15 protein-coding genes are annotated in these 17,260 nt (G+C 34.0%); 13 read left to right on the forward strand and 2 right to left on the reverse strand.

The features are described from left to right. Positions 1–26: 26 nt before the first annotated feature. Positions 27–734: a Bax inhibitor-1/YccA family protein gene (locus OZX58_RS02130; protein WP_277141276.1), complete on the reverse strand. Its 708-nt coding sequence runs from the start codon at positions 732–734 to the stop codon at positions 27–29. Positions 735–913: 179 nt separating this feature from the next. Between OZX58_RS02130 and rlmD the strand changes: the two genes are divergently transcribed. The 11 genes from rlmD to OZX58_RS02185 all read left to right on the forward strand — a co-directional run bounded on the left by rlmD (position 914) and on the right by OZX58_RS02185 (position 13,324). Then, positions 914–2,260, forward strand: a complete 1,347-nt coding sequence (gene rlmD / locus OZX58_RS02135; RefSeq protein ID WP_277141277.1) for a 23S rRNA (uracil(1939)-C(5))-methyltransferase RlmD — start codon at positions 914–916, stop codon at positions 2,258–2,260. Between the two features lie 196 nt (positions 2,261–2,456). Then, a complete protein-coding gene (locus OZX58_RS02140) occupies positions 2,457–3,431 on the forward strand; it encodes a hypothetical protein (RefSeq protein WP_277141278.1) in 975 nt (324 codons plus the stop codon). Next, positions 3,415–4,149 carry a hypothetical protein gene (locus OZX58_RS02145; RefSeq protein ID WP_277141279.1) on the forward strand — a complete coding sequence of 245 codons (735 nt, stop codon included), beginning with the start codon at positions 3,415–3,417 and terminating at the stop codon, positions 4,147–4,149. The genes OZX58_RS02140 and OZX58_RS02145 overlap by 17 nt, the downstream gene beginning before the upstream one ends. A 153-nt stretch (positions 4,150–4,302) precedes the next feature. Continuing rightward, complete coding sequence (locus tag OZX58_RS02150) at positions 4,303–4,782, forward strand: hypothetical protein (RefSeq protein ID WP_277141280.1); 480 nt, start codon at positions 4,303–4,305, stop codon at positions 4,780–4,782. Between the two features lie 302 nt (positions 4,783–5,084). Beyond that, positions 5,085–6,566, forward strand: a complete 1,482-nt coding sequence (locus OZX58_RS02155; RefSeq protein WP_277141281.1) for a hypothetical protein — start codon at positions 5,085–5,087, stop codon at positions 6,564–6,566. 105 nt (positions 6,567–6,671) lie between these two features. Beyond that, a complete protein-coding gene (locus OZX58_RS02160) occupies positions 6,672–7,715 on the forward strand; it encodes a hypothetical protein (protein WP_277141282.1) in 1,044 nt (347 codons plus the stop codon). Between the two features lie 123 nt (positions 7,716–7,838). Beyond that, positions 7,839–8,159, forward strand: a complete 321-nt coding sequence (locus OZX58_RS02165) for a hypothetical protein (protein ID WP_277141283.1) — start codon at positions 7,839–7,841, stop codon at positions 8,157–8,159. A 91-nt stretch (positions 8,160–8,250) separates the two neighbouring features. After that, positions 8,251–8,883, forward strand: a complete 633-nt coding sequence (locus OZX58_RS02170; protein WP_277141284.1) for a DNA methyltransferase — start codon at positions 8,251–8,253, stop codon at positions 8,881–8,883. A 16-nt stretch (positions 8,884–8,899) separates the two neighbouring features. After that, positions 8,900–10,768 carry a DUF4435 domain-containing protein gene (locus OZX58_RS02175; RefSeq protein WP_277141285.1) on the forward strand — a complete coding sequence of 623 codons (1,869 nt, stop codon included), beginning with the start codon at positions 8,900–8,902 and terminating at the stop codon, positions 10,766–10,768. A gap of 133 nt (positions 10,769–10,901) precedes the next feature. Further along, a complete protein-coding gene (locus OZX58_RS02180; RefSeq protein ID WP_348635853.1) occupies positions 10,902–12,800 on the forward strand; it encodes a DUF262 domain-containing protein in 1,899 nt (632 codons plus the stop codon). Positions 12,801–12,892: 92 nt separating this feature from the next. Then, positions 12,893–13,324: a GNAT family N-acetyltransferase gene (locus tag OZX58_RS02185; RefSeq protein ID WP_277141716.1), complete on the forward strand. Its 432-nt coding sequence runs from the start codon at positions 12,893–12,895 to the stop codon at positions 13,322–13,324. A 52-nt stretch (positions 13,325–13,376) separates the two neighbouring features. On the opposite strand, the gene OZX58_RS02190 is transcribed toward OZX58_RS02185, so the two are convergent. Continuing rightward, positions 13,377–14,564 (reverse strand): hypothetical protein, encoded by a 1,188-nt coding sequence (locus OZX58_RS02190; RefSeq protein ID WP_277141718.1) that lies wholly within the window; start codon positions 14,562–14,564, stop codon positions 13,377–13,379. A gap of 184 nt (positions 14,565–14,748) precedes the next feature. Here OZX58_RS02190 and OZX58_RS02195 point away from each other — a divergent pair, with 184 nt between their 5' ends. Further along, positions 14,749–15,948 (forward strand): amidohydrolase family protein, encoded by a 1,200-nt coding sequence (locus OZX58_RS02195; RefSeq protein ID WP_277141286.1) that lies wholly within the window; start codon positions 14,749–14,751, stop codon positions 15,946–15,948. A 31-nt stretch (positions 15,949–15,979) separates the two neighbouring features. Further along, positions 15,980–17,164, forward strand: a complete 1,185-nt coding sequence (locus OZX58_RS02200; RefSeq protein ID WP_277141287.1) for an amidohydrolase family protein — start codon at positions 15,980–15,982, stop codon at positions 17,162–17,164. The last annotated feature ends 96 nt before the right edge of the window (positions 17,165–17,260 follow it).

Genomic DNA, 17,260 nt, shown 5'->3' on the forward strand with positions numbered 1-17,260 from the left:
GCGTTTTTGCTTGCAAAATTATGCTGTTAATTATTGTTGTTGCCGTATCCGAAAATCTCGAGAATAAACAGAAAAATGTTAATGAAGTCTAGGTAGAGCTGTAAGGCGCCTAAGATTGCCAAACCATTAGTTGAAACCTGATTGCCATAATTGTTGTAAATCATCTTCATCTTGTTGGCGTCACTGGCAACTAAGCCGGTAAAGATAATCACGCCAATAAAGGAAAAGATGTAGGTAATCGTTGGGTTGTGTAAAAACATGTTAACAATCCAAGCGATGAAAAAGCCGAATAGTGCGGCGCTGAAGTAGGAACCCCAGTTGGTTAGATCCTTCTTGGTAAAAGTCCCAAAAGCAGCCATCGCAATGAAGACCGCACTTGAAGAAACAAAAGCAGTTGTGAGCTGGGTTCCTGTGTAAAAGCCGGCAATTAGGGCAAATTCAAAGCCATAAATGACGGCCAAAATCATTAACATAATGAAACTAGCAGCAGGATTGCGGTTGGCCTTAAAGCTGATCCCCATCGATAAGGCAAAAGGCACAAGTAAGATGAGCCACATAATTGCGACCGGCATTTGCATGACGGCACTTCTGAAGACAGTCATTGTTAAGTAAGAAGTAAGGGCGGAAACCAGCACTGCGATGCCCATTAACGCGTACATTTTGGTTAAAAAACTGTTGGTATCAGAAATGCTGCGGATTTGCCGCCGTTCTTGATTAGTATCAAAATTATTCATAAAAATTTCCTTTCTGTTTGGTTTTGCTTGTTAATAAACTAACACAATTAGGATATTGAGTGAAGTAAAAGAAGCTATGCAGTTAAGTTTTATATCAAAATCTGCTTTACGACAATACTTTTCTTGCAATTTCCTGTAAAATAGAAATGTTAATCAGTGTTTGTAAAAAAGGACGAAAGATGGAAAAAAATCAAATTATCGACTTAGAAATCACCGACTTGTCTTACGAGGCAATGGGAGTAGCGCATTATGAAGGCATGACGATTTTCGTTACTAATGCGCTGCCGGGTGAAACAGTCAGTGCTAAAATTTTAAAGGTTAAGAAGCGGTTTGCTTTTGCTAAAATCGAAAAGATTATTAAGGAAAGTCCCGACCGAGTAAACATTGAACTTAATCAATGGGTGCAAACTGGCCTGGCATCATTAGCCCACATTAAGTATGACAAGCAGCTAGAGTTTAAGCGCAATCAGGTTGTTAACTTACTGCAAAAGGCGCACTTAGATAATGTGGAAGTTGGTCAGACTTTGCCAAGCCCAGAAGAAACGGGTTATCGTAACAAGGCACAGGTGCCGGTACGAACAGTTAATGGCCAATTGGAGATTGGCTTTTTCAGACGGCATTCACATGACCTGGTGCCGCTGACGAATTTCTTTACGACTGATCCCGAGATTGACCGCGTCTTAGTTGCCGTGCGTGACATTTTACGTGCCAGCAATGTGCCAGCTTATGATGAAATTCATAATAAGGGCGAGGTGCGTTATCTTGATGTGCGCCGCAGCAAGGCTAATGGCGAAATCATGGTCATCTTGGTTTGTCTGCACAAGGATTTCCCACAATTAGAAAAAATTGCCGCAGAAATCAAGAAGATTGAGGGTGTCACGAGTCTAGTTTTGAATTATAACCCGAAGAAGACCAATGTTATTTTGGGTAAGGCAGATTACCTAATCTTTGGTAAACCACAGATTGTTGACCAAATTGGCGATGTTAAGTTCAGAATTTCGCCGGAGAGTTTCTTCCAAATTAACTCGCTGCAAACGCCAAGATTGTATGACTTGGCAATTAAGCAAGCTGACTTAAAGGAAACGGATACGGTGATTGATGCTTATTCTGGTATTGGGACAATCGGTTTGAGCGTTGCTAAGCATGTCAAGAGTGTGCGTGGAATTGAAGTGGTGCGGGATGCCGTCAAAGATGCCAATGATAATGCCGAAATGAATGACATTCACAATGCCAAATATTTCGTTGGTAAAGCTGAAGAATTGATGCCGCGGTGGGCTGACAAGGGCATTACCAGCGATGTGATTTTTGTTGATCCGCCAAGAAAGGGTCTGACGCCAGAATTCATTGCCGGCGCAGTTAAGACTGGCCCGAAGAAGATTGTTTATATCTCCTGTAACCCCGCCACTCTTGTGCGCGATCTGCAGGAATTCCAAAAACTTGGTTATGACTTCAACCGGATTGATCCCGTTGACATGTTCCCACAAACGCCACACGTTGAAGCAGTAGCGGTGTTGACAAGAAAATAGAATAATAAATAAAAGATACTAATCTAGATTATAATAATTTAGATTAGTATTTTTTATTTGGTCAAAAAATAAGATACTAATTTAGATTTTGCAGCTTTTAGGATAATTAATTAAAAAACTATAGTAGCTAAAAAATTTGTATGGTAATAAATTGTTTTAAAAGTAATACGAAGTACATTTAGAATTTGGAGTAAAAATGAAATATTTTATTAGATTTATAAAAAGTAACTATATATTAATTTGCTCAATGATTTCATTGATTATTGGGTTTTTAGTATTTTATAAAATTCCCGATAAAGTTGGAATGATTCAAGTTGTTTTTGTATTAATAAGTATGATGTTTCAAATTCCATTATGTTTATTAATTTTTGAAAAATCATTATTATGTATTGATATAATTGCTGTAGTACTATTAATATTAATGATGAGATTTATTGTCAGCGATAAAATTTTTGGTTCGAATTTGTTAAATAATGATGCTTTTGTCTCCATTGTTTTATATATTATAATAGTTATTCTCTCACTAAGTATCTCAACTATTATTCTTAAGATACTTAAAACTATTATTTTCACAATATGTAAATATATATTCAATGATAATAAAATTGATTTATATACAGAATTGATTAAATATTTTTCAAGAAATTACAAAAGTAAGTTGGACTCTGTATTTGTAACAAATAGTGAAAAGAAGTGGTTAAATAAATTTAGAGAAGAGTTTTTTAACAGATCTAAATCAAAAAAATTATTATTTATTTCGGAAGTTGAAAGAGTAATGAAAATAGAATTAGACAAGTTAATTGAATTAAAAGAATTCTTATCATATGAAAATGACCGAAAAGTGCTTATTTCTTTTTTATCTGATATGAAATCATTTTTATCTGGATTAAAAAATTTATTATTTCTTGTTAGCCCACTAATATCGTTTTTTGCTTGCTACAGTTATATGTTTAATCTTGATTATATAATTAAACTACAAATGTATATTTCTATTAAAACTAAATATATTATTGACGTTTTCCTACTTTGTTTAATTGCTTATATTTTTATTATAGCTGTCAAAAATATAATTCTGTCTAAATTAGATAGTGATCTCAGTAATTTTTTGATTAGAATTATTAATTCTGCTATTGGGATAAAAAATAAGGATAATTATGAAGGCAATAAATAAAAAGAATCAAGTGCGAAAAATATTGTTGATGCCAATAGAAGTAATTTCACATAGTAATTTTATTTGTAAGTATCAAAATAAAATTTATTCAGGTCAGAGCTACGGTTATGGCTTTGATCCTGATATGTCTGATTTTGCTGTGGGCTTTTATGAAATTTTGTATAAAAATATTATTCCTGAAAATCATCTATTAACTAGTAATGGGCAATTAATAAATGAAAATTTTGCTGGTGATACAATGAATAGTTTTAAATATATCGCTAATCAAATTATTGAGGAGAAGAACAAATTAGGGAAATTAGAAAATAATTGGCAGAAATATTTATTAGACTATTATAACAATTATCACTGTTTGGCTAATTTTTGGCTTGTTCCTATGAAAGTAGGTAGAACAATTAATCGATATTCTAAAGGAAATAGACGTTATCAGGATTATATGGATCGGTATTTGAATTATCTTTATGAAAATTGGGATACTTTAAAGAGAGAAGAATATTTTGACCAATTTACTAGTTGGCAAGATTTTGTTAATCAGCATTTTCTTTATAAAAGTTATATAAAAGAAAATTATCAAGTTAATAATTACAGCTCTAGTAAAAATCCTGAAGAAATCATTTTTAAAATGGTAAAGATGATTGAAGAAAGAGCAGAAAGCATTGCTAGTTCTCATTTTTGTGCGGAATTGTATGCGTACTTTGAAAAGAGTGGATTAATTTAAATCAGTTATTAGTTATGACTAAATAATAAGGATAGGCTAGGTTGGTCTATAATAGTAAGGTGATTTCCTGCTAATTTATTAATCAATATTGCTAGCGCTTGCTTAAAAAAGTATAATTAGTTGAAATAATTTATTATGAAAGTGGGTTTTACAATGAAAGCCAGAAAATTATTAAGTGTAATAATTACAGCAATAGTGCTGGTAATTATTGGATCAGCAAATCTGACAAAGGTTCAGGCTAAGTATGTAGGGCATAATGATACACCAACTGAATTAAGAGGGAACTGGTATCAATATGAGGGCAACAATAAATGGACTCATGTAAAAATTACTAAGCACGCTTATATAATAAATGGAAAAACAATTTGTGGCAGTAATAAAAAAGGCGTTAAAAAGTTATACGTAACCCAAAGCCAAGAACAAGGTGGTAAAGTTTATAATTTCAATAAATTTAAATTTCATTATCAGGAAGTTGGTGTTAATTGGCTGTCAAAACGGAAGATACATGGTAAACGTGTAATGAAGAGTTACTATAATATGGGATATTTCCAAGTTTATACACGTAACAAATTGAAACATAAATATAACTATGAAGTTAATGGCAGTAAATATCTAAAACAACTAGGTAAGTAATAATTGATAATATTTATAGGAGCCTATTAAGTAGGAAAATTAATTCTTGTTTGGTAGGTTTTTTTTCTACCCAAAGTTAAGTATATTAAGGACTGAGTGTAGACTACAATAAGCGATCATTATATATAGTATTTAAGAAGAGACAACAGCGTAAATAAAACTTAATTTACTTATTTTCTAAAAAATATTATAGAGCTTAAGATAAAAATTACTTTATAGTTTAAATACATTGATACCTATAACTAAAAAATAAGGTGGTCTATAATGGCAATATAGTTAGCTTTAATCGAGGTGGCATAATAATGAAGTATCTTGAGCAGGTGCATAAATTCGCTTATAAATGGCGGAAAAGCTTTAGTGATCCAGATATTGATTACCATGAATTAATTGATTTTAATTTTTATAATGATTGTGATCGTTTGGGCTTTAAGATAAATAGTGCAGATTTAGTGCTTAAATACAGGGATGCAATTTTTGATTATCAAGCGCTGGCTAAGACTGTAAGCAAAATCACTGATGTTAGTCAGTTAGGCACACTTGTTTTTGCGCGCTGGCAATATTTTCATAATTTGGAAAATAAGCAGGTGCAACAAATTCTTAAATTTGAGAATAGATCTTGGTTTCTGATTGCCTTAACGCGGCTATGGAACTTAACTGCGAATGATTCGCAGCTCTTTCATGGGCAAATCAAGCAGATGAAGCTGAAATCAAATCCTTTAAGTCTTAACCTTCAAGAAAACACGCAAAGCAAACAAGTCTTGAATCTTGATGAATACGGCAATGTTCAATTTATTGCTTATAATTATGATGTTACAGCCAAGGCTCAAGAAAGAAATTTTAAGATAAATCAAGATACTGCTCAGCATGTTCTGTGGATGCTAGCGAATTATTTTCAACAAATTCATGATGAAATTGTGACTACTGATGTGGGTAATTGGCAGTTAGAACTCACAAATACAGCTGGTCAGACGTTTACGTTTTATGGATCGTTAGATAGTTTTGGAGAAGAAAAAACTAATTGGTCTAGATTATTGCGGATAGCCCTAAAAATGCCTGAACTTGCAGCTTTTGATGGTGGTAAGGAGCCAGATAAAATAAACAGAATTTGTCTTGATTATCATCGTAATGACAAGATTAATTTTATTAAAACGGCTAATCATAAGCCTTTTTGGCTGCATTATCATGAAAAATTGACAATTGATCGGAAAACCAAAACTTTTACATATTTTCAGAAATCCAGTAATGGTAATAGAATTGAGCAAAAATTTCGCTTGAATAATAGCGTGACCAATCTTCTGGACAGTCTTGATACTGAGGCGCTGTTTGCAAGTGGCGGCAATAATTATTTTGATAGAAACAATCATTATCGCTTTACGATCTCGTATCAACATGCGCAACCTCGAGTAATCAAAGGCGATTTTACCCAAGATGGATTGCCAGATGATTATCCGGATTTTGTAGAACGATTGCGGCACTTTATTAATTATCATGGTCAAGGGGGATTACTTGATCATCTATACTTTGGCCGCCCTGGCAAGCATCATGGTGACTATATCTTTTGTAGTGTGCGACTGCAGAAAAATTCGCCGAGCTATTATTATTTATCTGACGACAAAAATATCTCAGTAGGTGATTGCGTTGTTGTGCCGGTCGGAGACGATGATCACGAACTGAACGGAATAGTCACTAAAGTGGAATATTTCAGTCGCAAAAAGGCACCATTTCCAATTGAAAAGACCAAGCACATTATTAGTAATGAGGGAGAATGGGAAGATGAGTGGTGACTTAGAGAGGATAACTATATGAAATGAATTGATTTAAAATCAAATTTTATTTTGAAGTTAAATTAAAATCGTATATTTGTAAAGTTAAGAGGAGGAAGTCTGCTATTGAAAATGAAAAAGTTTTTTAGAAAAAATTGTTCAACAATTTTAATGCACTTGTTAACTATTGTATTGTATATTTTAATGTTAGTATCAATATATTTTTGGCCTAATAATTCACATAATTTATTTAATTTACAGTTAGAGAATTTAGTTGTTCTAGTATGGATAATTATAATTCTAGGTATATTTCTGTATGCTTTTTACCATGTCGAATGGAATAAATATGTAGGAAAAAATGAAAAGTGGTATCGAAGAGTAACTGTGGTAGAACTTGCTTTGTTAATTATGTTATTAATTATTGTATTTATTGTGAGTATCTGCTTTAATAAAAATGATAATTTTTGGTATTCAATTACGCAGATAATTATTTGTTATCTTAATTTGGCTATACTGTCTTGTGGAAGCATATGCTTGTTAAGATTTTTGAATTATATTAAGCTGAAATATATCAATCCATATTTTAATAATAAGAAAATAAAGAAGCGTTCTAAAAATATAACTACCGAATTTTCAGCATTTTTGTTTGATTTAAATTGGAACAAAAGCTCTTTTTATGATGTAATGAATTATTATGACTTAATGGGCTTTTGGGATGATCTTAAAGTTAAATATGGCAATAATAAAGAAACGGTACTAAATAATTTTGAAATATTTAATGATTTAGTTGAAGAATTTTCAAATTTAAGCTTAAAAGAGTTAAAGAACATTGATACATATCTTTCAAATGATCCAGTAACCCAAGAAAAAATATGGAAAAAATTGGGAGCAATCGCAAGTATTATAGCTGCGATTATTCCTCCAATTATTTCTGGATTTATTAATTGGTTAACTAGTATTAAGTGGTTAACTAGTATTAGGTGGTTAACTCAAATTTTAAATTTGTTGCAAAGCATAAATATATTTTGGATTATATATTATTCAATTATATTATTTATCGTAATATTGATGTTCATAGCAATTTATTTAGGGCGTAAAAATAGAACGAAATCTTCCAAGATGTTGTTAGCTATTATTAAAAGAGCCATTGATGAAAAGAATGCTGATTAGAGTTAAGTAATTGCATTACACAGCTCACCTACCAAACAAGAAAAATTAATTCTTGCTTGGTAGGTCTTTTTTGTATCCACTTGCATTATAATTGTTAGTATAGATAATACAATGGGAGAGAATATGAAAAGCAACTTTGATTTTCTTAATAAAGACCAAGATACACAAATTCTACATAGGACAGCAGTAGATGTTGAAGAACTGTATGCTGATGGCAAATTTAGTAATGAATTTGAATCAATTAGAAAAATTATAGAAAATGTGGCACGGCAAATTCTAGATCTAAACTTTGTTGCTACAGGTGATAGAAGCACGTTTAATGATTGCCTGAGAAAAATTAAATATCGAAATTTTGCTGATAAAGATATTCTTGATAAATTTTATGAATTAAAAAATAATGGATTTAATCATGCTAAAATGAAGATCACGGATCTTCCGTATTAGGAAAAGATATTATGTCAGAAAAAATAATTAAATCTGCTGAACGAGTTAAAAGTCATGGTGAGGTCTTTATACCTAAAAAACTGTGAACTTTATGCTTAATCAGCCAGAGATTACTGCTAAGGTTAATGGTTTGAATGCAACTTTTTTAGAACCAGCTGCTGGTGAAGGCGTCTTTTTAGTGGAGTTGCTCAAGTGCAGAATAAAAGTCGCAGCAAAGCAAAGTAAAACAACAGCACAATTCAATGAAAATGTGCTTGTGGGATTGTCTACATTGTATGGAATTGAGTACATGGCAGACAACGTAAAGATGTTGGTCATGAATATGATTTTGACTTTTGATGAAGGCCACTTAAAGGTAATTGATCAGAAATTCCATGCTAAGCCGAATAAAAAGATTAAGCAAAGTGCTGAAGTAATCATTAATGCCAATATGGTTCAAGGCGATACTTTAAAGCAAATTAATTTGTCGGGCGAACCAATAATCTTTAGTGAATGGAAAATGTTGCCAGGACATGTAGATAAGGTACAACGGGTTGAGTATACCTTTGAATCAATTATCAACGGTGGTGATTCGAATGATACTGTGACTGGTTATCAAAAGAACAAATCAGAGCAATTAGATTTGTTTGCTTTGGATGCTGATAATGAAGAACAAGAAGATGAACAACCAACGCATTACGTACCTGTAAAGTGGACAGATATTTATAAGCAGTTGGTGGAATGATTGTGGGGAAAGTTAAATGAAAATTGAACAGGTAAAATCGAGTATAGAAGGACTAAAAAGTAATTATGATTTAATAAAGCAAGTAAAACTTGAAAATGGAAAAAGCCTAATAGAAGAGAACAGAAATTTATTTGCTAAATATGATAAAAATAAAAATGAGTTGTTAGCAACTTTGGAAGATATTGAAAAAGATAAAAACGAAATTTCTGATCAACTTGGCAGTATATTTAGTCGGAATTTTTTAGAAATGCCCCTTTCATCAAGAATTTCAAGAGAATATGCAGAAAATTTCTTAAAAACTAAAATTAACCAATTTAAGCAATACAAATATTTGTTGTTACTTGATAGCTCAAAAAATTCTATAATAGTTGGCGCTAATGGAAGTGGAAAAAGTAGTTTTGCTGATTTTTTTAAGAAAACTGAAAATTCAGGAATTATAGTTATTCCAGCTAGAAAATATTTATATTGTCAAAAAGAACCTAATTATGAAATCCTTAAGGTTAACAAGTTAGAAATTCAAGAGGATATGGAGGAAGCAAATACAAAAACTATTTATTCCAAAAAATTTTATAATAAGCCAGAGTATGAATTTTCTAGGATAATTGCTGCAATTTCTAATGAATTCTTTAATTATTTGAAAGATCATGAAAAAGATGATGACAGAAATGAAGTATATGATAATAATATTTTTCATAAGTTTCAAAAAATATACAGCATCTTATTTCCTGATATTTCTATTAGTGACCCCGATGCTATAAGCAGAAGTTTTTATCCTGTCAAAAATGGGCAAAAGTATTCAATAGATCAAATGAGTGAAGGCGAAAAAGTAGCAATTTATTATATAATCAAAGTACTATTAGCTGATGATGACGGCATAATAATTGTAGACGAACCTGATGTTTATTTGAATGCTGCTATATATAATCGATTATGGAATATTCTTGAAAAAGAAAAGGAAAGATGTAGATTTATTTATATTTCTCATAGAGTAGATTTTATTGAAAGTAGAAATAATGTTAATCTTATTTGGTGTAAAAAATTTATTTATCCAGATTACTGGGATCTAAAACAGTTAGAATTGGGAGAAGAAGAATTTCCGAATGAACTTTTACTTGAATTATCGGGAATTAAAAAAAGCGTTATTTTTTGTGAAGGTGCTAAGCATAGTGATGATTACAAAATATATTCAGCTATGTTTCCTGAATATAACGTTGTTCCCATTGGAACATGTAAAGATGTGATAGATAATACTAAAAACTATAACAATAAGCAGAAATTCTTTTGTGGTGAAGCATATGGCATTATTGATAATGATTTAAGAACCAAGGAAAATCGAAAAAGTCTAGCTATTAAAAATGTTTTTGTAACAGATTACTTGGAAATAGAGATGCTTTTATGTGATGAAGATGTATTTAAGGCAGTTATACGAGGAGAATATCCAAGTTATTCTGATAACAAATTACAGGATAAATTTAATGAGTTTAGAGATAAGTTTGTTGATACTATGGATAAAAATAAATCTGAAGTCGTTGATAGATGGCGTAAGAAATTATATGAACAAATACTTAATAATAAGATCTATGATACTAAAAAGGATATGGACAGTAATATAGAATCTTTAAATTCAGAATTAAATAATTTGAAAAACAAGCTTTCATTAGAATTTGAAGGTAAATTAAATAAAATTTTACAAGAAAAAGAATATAGTGGTTTATTAAAATATTGTACGTTACAGCATGGTATGATTGTTGATGCAATTGGAAATTCTGTTGCAACTGGAGATTACAGAAATAAGGCGCTGTCACATATTATTTCAAATGAAGAATTGTTGGACAATTTGAGAAAAAAATATTTTTCTCAGTTTTTAAAGGTAATAAAAAATTAATTGTATGAATTTTAATATTATAATTATTTAAATTGTATGAAATTAACTATTTACAAAAAATATTGTACACGTTCTCAATTAGCATAAGTAATATTTATTTGATTTTTTATCACAGAACAAAACTATTTTTGAAATTCCTGTTTTTCAGCGAAACTACGAGTGGGACGAAGAGCAATGTGAGCAGCTTTTCAATGATCTTGTACTTGCCTGTCAGAACAATCGTGATCATTTTATTGGTACAATTGTTTACGTTTCTGAGACTGGTTCAAATCTAAGTCATCTTAATCGAATTATTGACGGTCAGCAGCGACTGACCACCTTAACTTTATTGTTAAAGGCAATAGCCAATCAAGATGAAGAGCATCGTCAAGAAATTGAAGAGGAATTTTTATTCAATAAATATTTAGCTACCAATAATCATTTGAAGTTTAAGCCTATTGAGCATGATATTGCTGCTTTTAATGCGGTGATGAATAACAAGCTGGCAGAATTTTCTGAACCATCTAAGATTATTGAAAATTATCGCTTTTTTGAGCAAAAGCTACAGAATAGCCCAATTAAGATTGCTGAATTATATGAAGCAATGAATCATTTTGAACTTGTGTGGATAGAATTAAATAATGACCAAGTTGAAAATCCTCAAGAAATTTTTGAAAGCTTGAATTCAACCGGGAAGTCTTTATCAGCTTCAGATTTAGTTTGCAACTTTTTGTTAATGGGGTTAGATACTGATGAGCAGCAGCAATTGTATCAAGAATATTGGTTAAAGATTGAAATGCTCTTTTCAACAAAAACTTTTGCGGAATTTTTGCGGCATTATTTGATTATGCAGACACATACTACGGTTAAAAAAGATCGAGTTTATACTGCCTACAAAAACTTCTTTTATGATAAAAAGTTAAATGCTGTGAATGCTTTACGTGAGCTAACTAATTTTGCTAGACTTTACAAGCAATTATTAGAAGCAGATACTGCATTACCAAAATTAAATAAAAGTTTATTACACATTAACATTATGGATAGCAGAGTTTTATATCCATATTTATTGAAATTGTTAGCAGATGAAGAAATTGATTCAGATAAAATTATTGAACTTGTGACAATACTTGAAAATTATTTGTTTCGGATTAAAATTTGCAGTCGACCAACAAATGGTCTAAATAAGATTGTGGCTGCACTTTGTGAAGATGATAATCGTTTATTGGAGCGAGAACTAACTTTTTTAAAGAATACTTTTCCAAGTGATAGTGAACTCAAAGCTAGTCTGATGACTACTAATCTATATAAGTTGCGCAATAATATTGCTAAGTTAACTCTGGTAATGTTAGAAGAAAGTCGTACTAAAGAAGTAATTGACTTTGATGATGCACAAGTTGAGCATATTATGCCGCAACATTTAACGACTGACTGGCGGTTACAGGTCACAAATGCGGATCGAGTTAATGAACAATATGGCGGCGGTTTAGGCAATTTAACTTTGACTAAATACAATCAAGAAATGAGTAATCGGACTTTTTCAGAAAAGAAAGAATTTTACCGTGATTCAAACATTAATTTAACTCGTGAAGTTGCGCAAAGTTATTCTAATTGGGATGAAACAGCGATAACTACTAGGGCTAAAACATTAATTGTGGAATTATTACGTATTTTTCCTGAACCGAAGATTTATAGCGAGAAGCAAACTGAGCAGATATTAGCTGGTGAGTATAATCTTACCGATGAAGTCAATATTACTGGTAGAAAACCTGCCTCGCTCACTATTAATGGTGTAAGTTATCCAGTAACATCTTGGCGCGCAGCTTTAGTTACGGTGCTTAATTATCTTTGGGATGAGGATAGTAGTAATTTAACTCAGATCAAGCAAGAACCAAGTTTGCAGAAAAAATTATTTTCAAGTCTACGTAGCCCATCAGTTTTGAAAAATGGCCTGCAAATTGAAACTAATTATTCAGCTCGTGATATTCTTGCTATTATGGCGAAAGTTGCAGAAGTCTCTGGCATTACCGACCAAGTAAGTTATACTATTAAATAGTATTATTTTCTCAGTGAAGGTGACTATTTATTTTAATTTCCAAATTTGTTGTTTGTCCTAATCAAGCTTATCGTGAAGCCAAAAGCCTATACATATCATCATTTCCCAAGTGGGAACGATTTCCATTGTGGCAGCTTAACTTGATGGCACTGCATAAAAATGTGCATTTTCAAGCACTCTATGACAATGAAAAATTTTGCGGCTTGGTATATTATGCTGTCGGCAGTCAAACTGTTTATCTGCTTTACTTGGCGGTTAATCCTGACTTGCGCGGGCATGGTTATGGCACGCAGATTTTGCAGCATCTTCAAGCTAAGTTTCCAGATAAGCAGTTAACGCTGGACATTGAGCCGGTAACTAAGACTGCTAAGAACTATTCACAGCGTGTCCATCGGCTGCACTTTTATGAGCGGAATGGTTTTCATCAGACGTCAGCCAAACTAACAGACGCTGACGGCGAATTTCAGATTTTAACAACGGGTAAAAAGCTCAACACTGCATCTGTGATTGCAACATTAAAATAGATGAGTTCAGGCTTTTACCATTTCAAAGTTGAATATTAATGACATAACAAAATTACAGTAGCTTCAAGAAGATTGATGCAATAATAACTGAAGCAACGGATACAGTTGCGAAACCGCCAACCAGCATCTTAGGTAAGATTTGGTCAACTAGGACTGCTTCTTCTTCCTTATCTTTAGCTACATTATGGCAAATTTCTGTTGTCAAAATGTAGTCAGCTGGGAAGCCGAACAGTGAAGTTAACGAACAAGCGAAGGCCATTTCTGGGCTCATGCCGAATGGTTTAGCCAAGATGATAGATGCAAGGAACATTCCTAATAATCCGAGTAACATTAAGACAATGATTTGAACGAAAACTTTGCCAATAATCTGTGGTGTGGTGATGCTTAATTGTGAGAAGACATAAGCAAGCAGACCGTACATTAACCATTGGAAGACATTAGCTTTGTTTAAGGCGCTGTCTTCCAAGAAGCCTAATTGGTGGGCAATAACACCGAAGATTAAACAAACAACGTTAGCATTCAAGTCAAAGTTGAAGGTTGTCTTTAAGAAGGAAGAGAACCAGTTAGCTAGTAAAGCAACAAGTGCAACCTTAACCAAGATAAAGGCAGCAGTATGATATTCTTCTGGCAGTTTGAAGCCGCCCTTTTTGCCTTTTTCTTCCTTAATCTCTTCAACAGAAACTGGTGCTTGAATATTGCCCTTATGGTATTCACCAGCAACACGGCGACCTTCACGTTTAAGCATCCAAGCTGTTAGTGGGTAACCAACAACTGAGTGCATAACAAACATGGCAATCGGCAGTGCGACTAAAGTTGTGATGCCAGCAGCTTTTAATCCGTTAGTCATCAGCAGTGCGGAAACAAGTCCACCGGTTAATGGTGGGACAGCAGCAATAACTGTATGCCAGTCAAAGATTTTAGTACCAATGGTCAAGGTTAACAAGAGTGTTCCTGCAACTCCCAACAAGGAGATACATACTGCCTTCCATTGTTGGATTAATTCCTTCAAGTTCATTAGAGTACCAAGGTGAACCAGCAGCAATGAAATACAAATGTTAGCGAAGTCAGGGCCAAACGATGCCTTAGCAACGGTGTCTTTAGGCAGAAAAGTCCAGAAGCCAATGGCAAACAGGACGGCTGTAATAAAGACAGATGGCACATAAGCGTTAGTCAAAGAGGAGACCCACTCACCGATCATAATAAACAGCATAACAACTGCGAAAGAAATTGATGCATACATTGCTGGACTCATAAATTTTTCACTCCTAAAAAATAAATTAAATTTGTATGAGATAGATTATAAAAGAGATTTTCAATTTTCGCAACAACTTTTGCGAAAATAATGTTGTCAAACATCGAAAATAATCATAGAATATACTCATTAAATTAAAAATAAATAAAAAGATTTAAACGAGGAGTAGAAGATGACAACTTTATACACAAACTGCAACTTGTTCGATGCAGAAACTGAAGAAATGCAAAATAATGCCTGGTTATTAGTAGACAATGAAGGGTTAGTCGGAGCTAGCGGCACAGGTTCTGCTCCTGAAGCCGATCAAACAGTGGACTTGCAGGGACAATATGTCATTCCTGGGTTAATTAATGCCCATACTCACATTATGATGGATCCAATGGACAACCGGACAGCTTACTTAACGGAAACTGAAGCGACTGTCAATGCAATTAAAAACTTGAAGACCTTGTTGCGTAACGGTGTTGTGGCTATTCGTGATTGTGGTGCAGTTAGTGACACGGACGTTAAATTAATGAAGTTAATGCACCAAGGCCGAGTTGAAGGACCAGAAATTGTCCCTTCCGGTAGACCAATGAGTATTTTGGGTGGTCATGGGGACTTCCCAGAAGGCGATGATGGTAAGGAAGTTTGGGGTCATTTGACTACTTGTGCCGCTGATATGCGCCAAAGTGTGCGGGAAGAATTCAAGCATGGTGCTAAGAACATTAAGGTCATGGCTACTGGTGGTGTTATGTCGCCAACTGATCGTGTCGATGACACTGAATTAACAGCTGAGGAATTGAACGCGGCAGTTGAGGAAGCTCACTCCAAGCACATGACGGTAGCTTCACATGCCCAAGGCAACCGCGGCATCCAATTGTCACTTGAAGCTGGTGTTGACTCGATTGAACACGGGATCTACGTTGATGAACAACAGATGGATTTGATGATTAAGCAGGGTACCTGCCTAGTACCAACCTTGAATGCCTGCCAATGTATCTTTGATGCGCCAAAGGGTTCAATTCCTGATTACATGATTAAAAAGGATATTGAAGTTAAGGATATTTTCTTTAAGAATATTGGCAAAGCCATCAAGAAGGGCGTCAGAATTGTTGTCGGTACTGATGCTGGGACGCCATTTAACCGTTTTGACAATGGGACAACTACAGAAATGGAATTGCTGGTTGAGGCTGGTGAAACGCCATTGCAAGCCTTGCTTGGTGCAACTAAGTACGCTGCAGAATTAATCCAACTTAGTGAGGATTATGGTACTTTGACTGCCGGCAAGAAGGCTAGCTTCCTTGTTTTGAAGGATAATCCGCTGGTTGACATTAAGGCAGTTGCTCAAGAAGATAAGCAAGTTTACCAGAATGGTAAATTAATAAAATAGTTACAGAAGCAATTTTTGGGAGGTCTTTTAAATGACTAAAACCGCATATACTAACATGAACCTTTATGATGGTGAACAAGAAAAAGTTACCACCGATAGTTATTTGGTTGTCGATGATGAAACTGGCAAGATTACAGAAATAGGGACAGGAGCTCCTCCTGCTGCCGACAAGACAGTTGACCTAGCTGGCAAATACGTCATGCCAGGATTGATTAACTGCCATGACCATATGGTGATGGATCCAGATGATCCAACCGGTGGTACGGCAACCGATGTTGTCCGGACGACTGTTAATTCTGTCAAAAACCTGCACACGATGCTTAAATCCGGTGTTACTTACGTTCGTGAATGTGGTTCAACTTATGATGTCGATATTACAATCGCTCACATGATTGATGAAGGTAAAATTACCAAGGTACCAGAAGTTATGCCTTCTGGTCGTCCATATTCAATGACTGGCGGTCACGGTGACATGCCAAACTTTGGTCATTTGGTTGATTCACCAGATGAAATGCGTAAGGCAGTTCGTCAAGGCTTGAAGAAGGGTGCTAAGTCAATTAAAGTCATGGCCACTGGTGGTGTTATGACCAAGAACGACTTTATGACTGACCCACAATTGAGTGTCGCTGAAATTCACGCTGCAGTTGAAGAAGCTCACCACAAGGGCTTGATTGTTGCGGCCCATGCCGAAGGTAATCCTGGAATTATGAATGCAATTAAGGCTGGCGTTGATTCAATCGAACACGGCTTTTACGTTAATGATGAAGAAATTGACCTGATGCTCAAGCAAGGTACCTACTTGACACCAACAGTTATTGCAGACTGGGCCTTTCCAACTTACGCTGAAGGCAAGGTTCCTGATTGGGAAATCAAGAAGGCCAGCGATGCACTTAGCGATTTGCGTAAGAATATTACTCATGCTAAAGATCGCGGTGTTAAGATTACTTTGGGTACTGATGCCGGAACGCCATTTAATGACTTTTCAATGACGCCAGTTGAATTGCAACTGTTGGCAGAGCAAGGCTTCACTAACTATGAAGCCTTGAGAACTAGTGTCCATTCTGCACAATTGATGAAGATTGATGATGAATATGGCACTTTGGCAGAGGGCAAGTACGCTGACTTCTTGGTACTTGATGGCAATCCACTGGAGGATATTAAGGCCGTTGCCCAAGAAGACAAGGTCGTTTACAAGAAGGGCCAACGTGCATATTAAGATTAATTGAAATGATAATTCTAGATGAACATTGATTTTTTATGTTAGTATTAAATATACATATACTAAACTTGGCTGCTAGTAATTAATTCATTT

The sequence above is a fragment of the Lactobacillus sp. ESL0680 genome (genome assembly GCF_029392855.1).
Taxonomy (GTDB): domain Bacteria; phylum Bacillota; class Bacilli; order Lactobacillales; family Lactobacillaceae; genus Lactobacillus.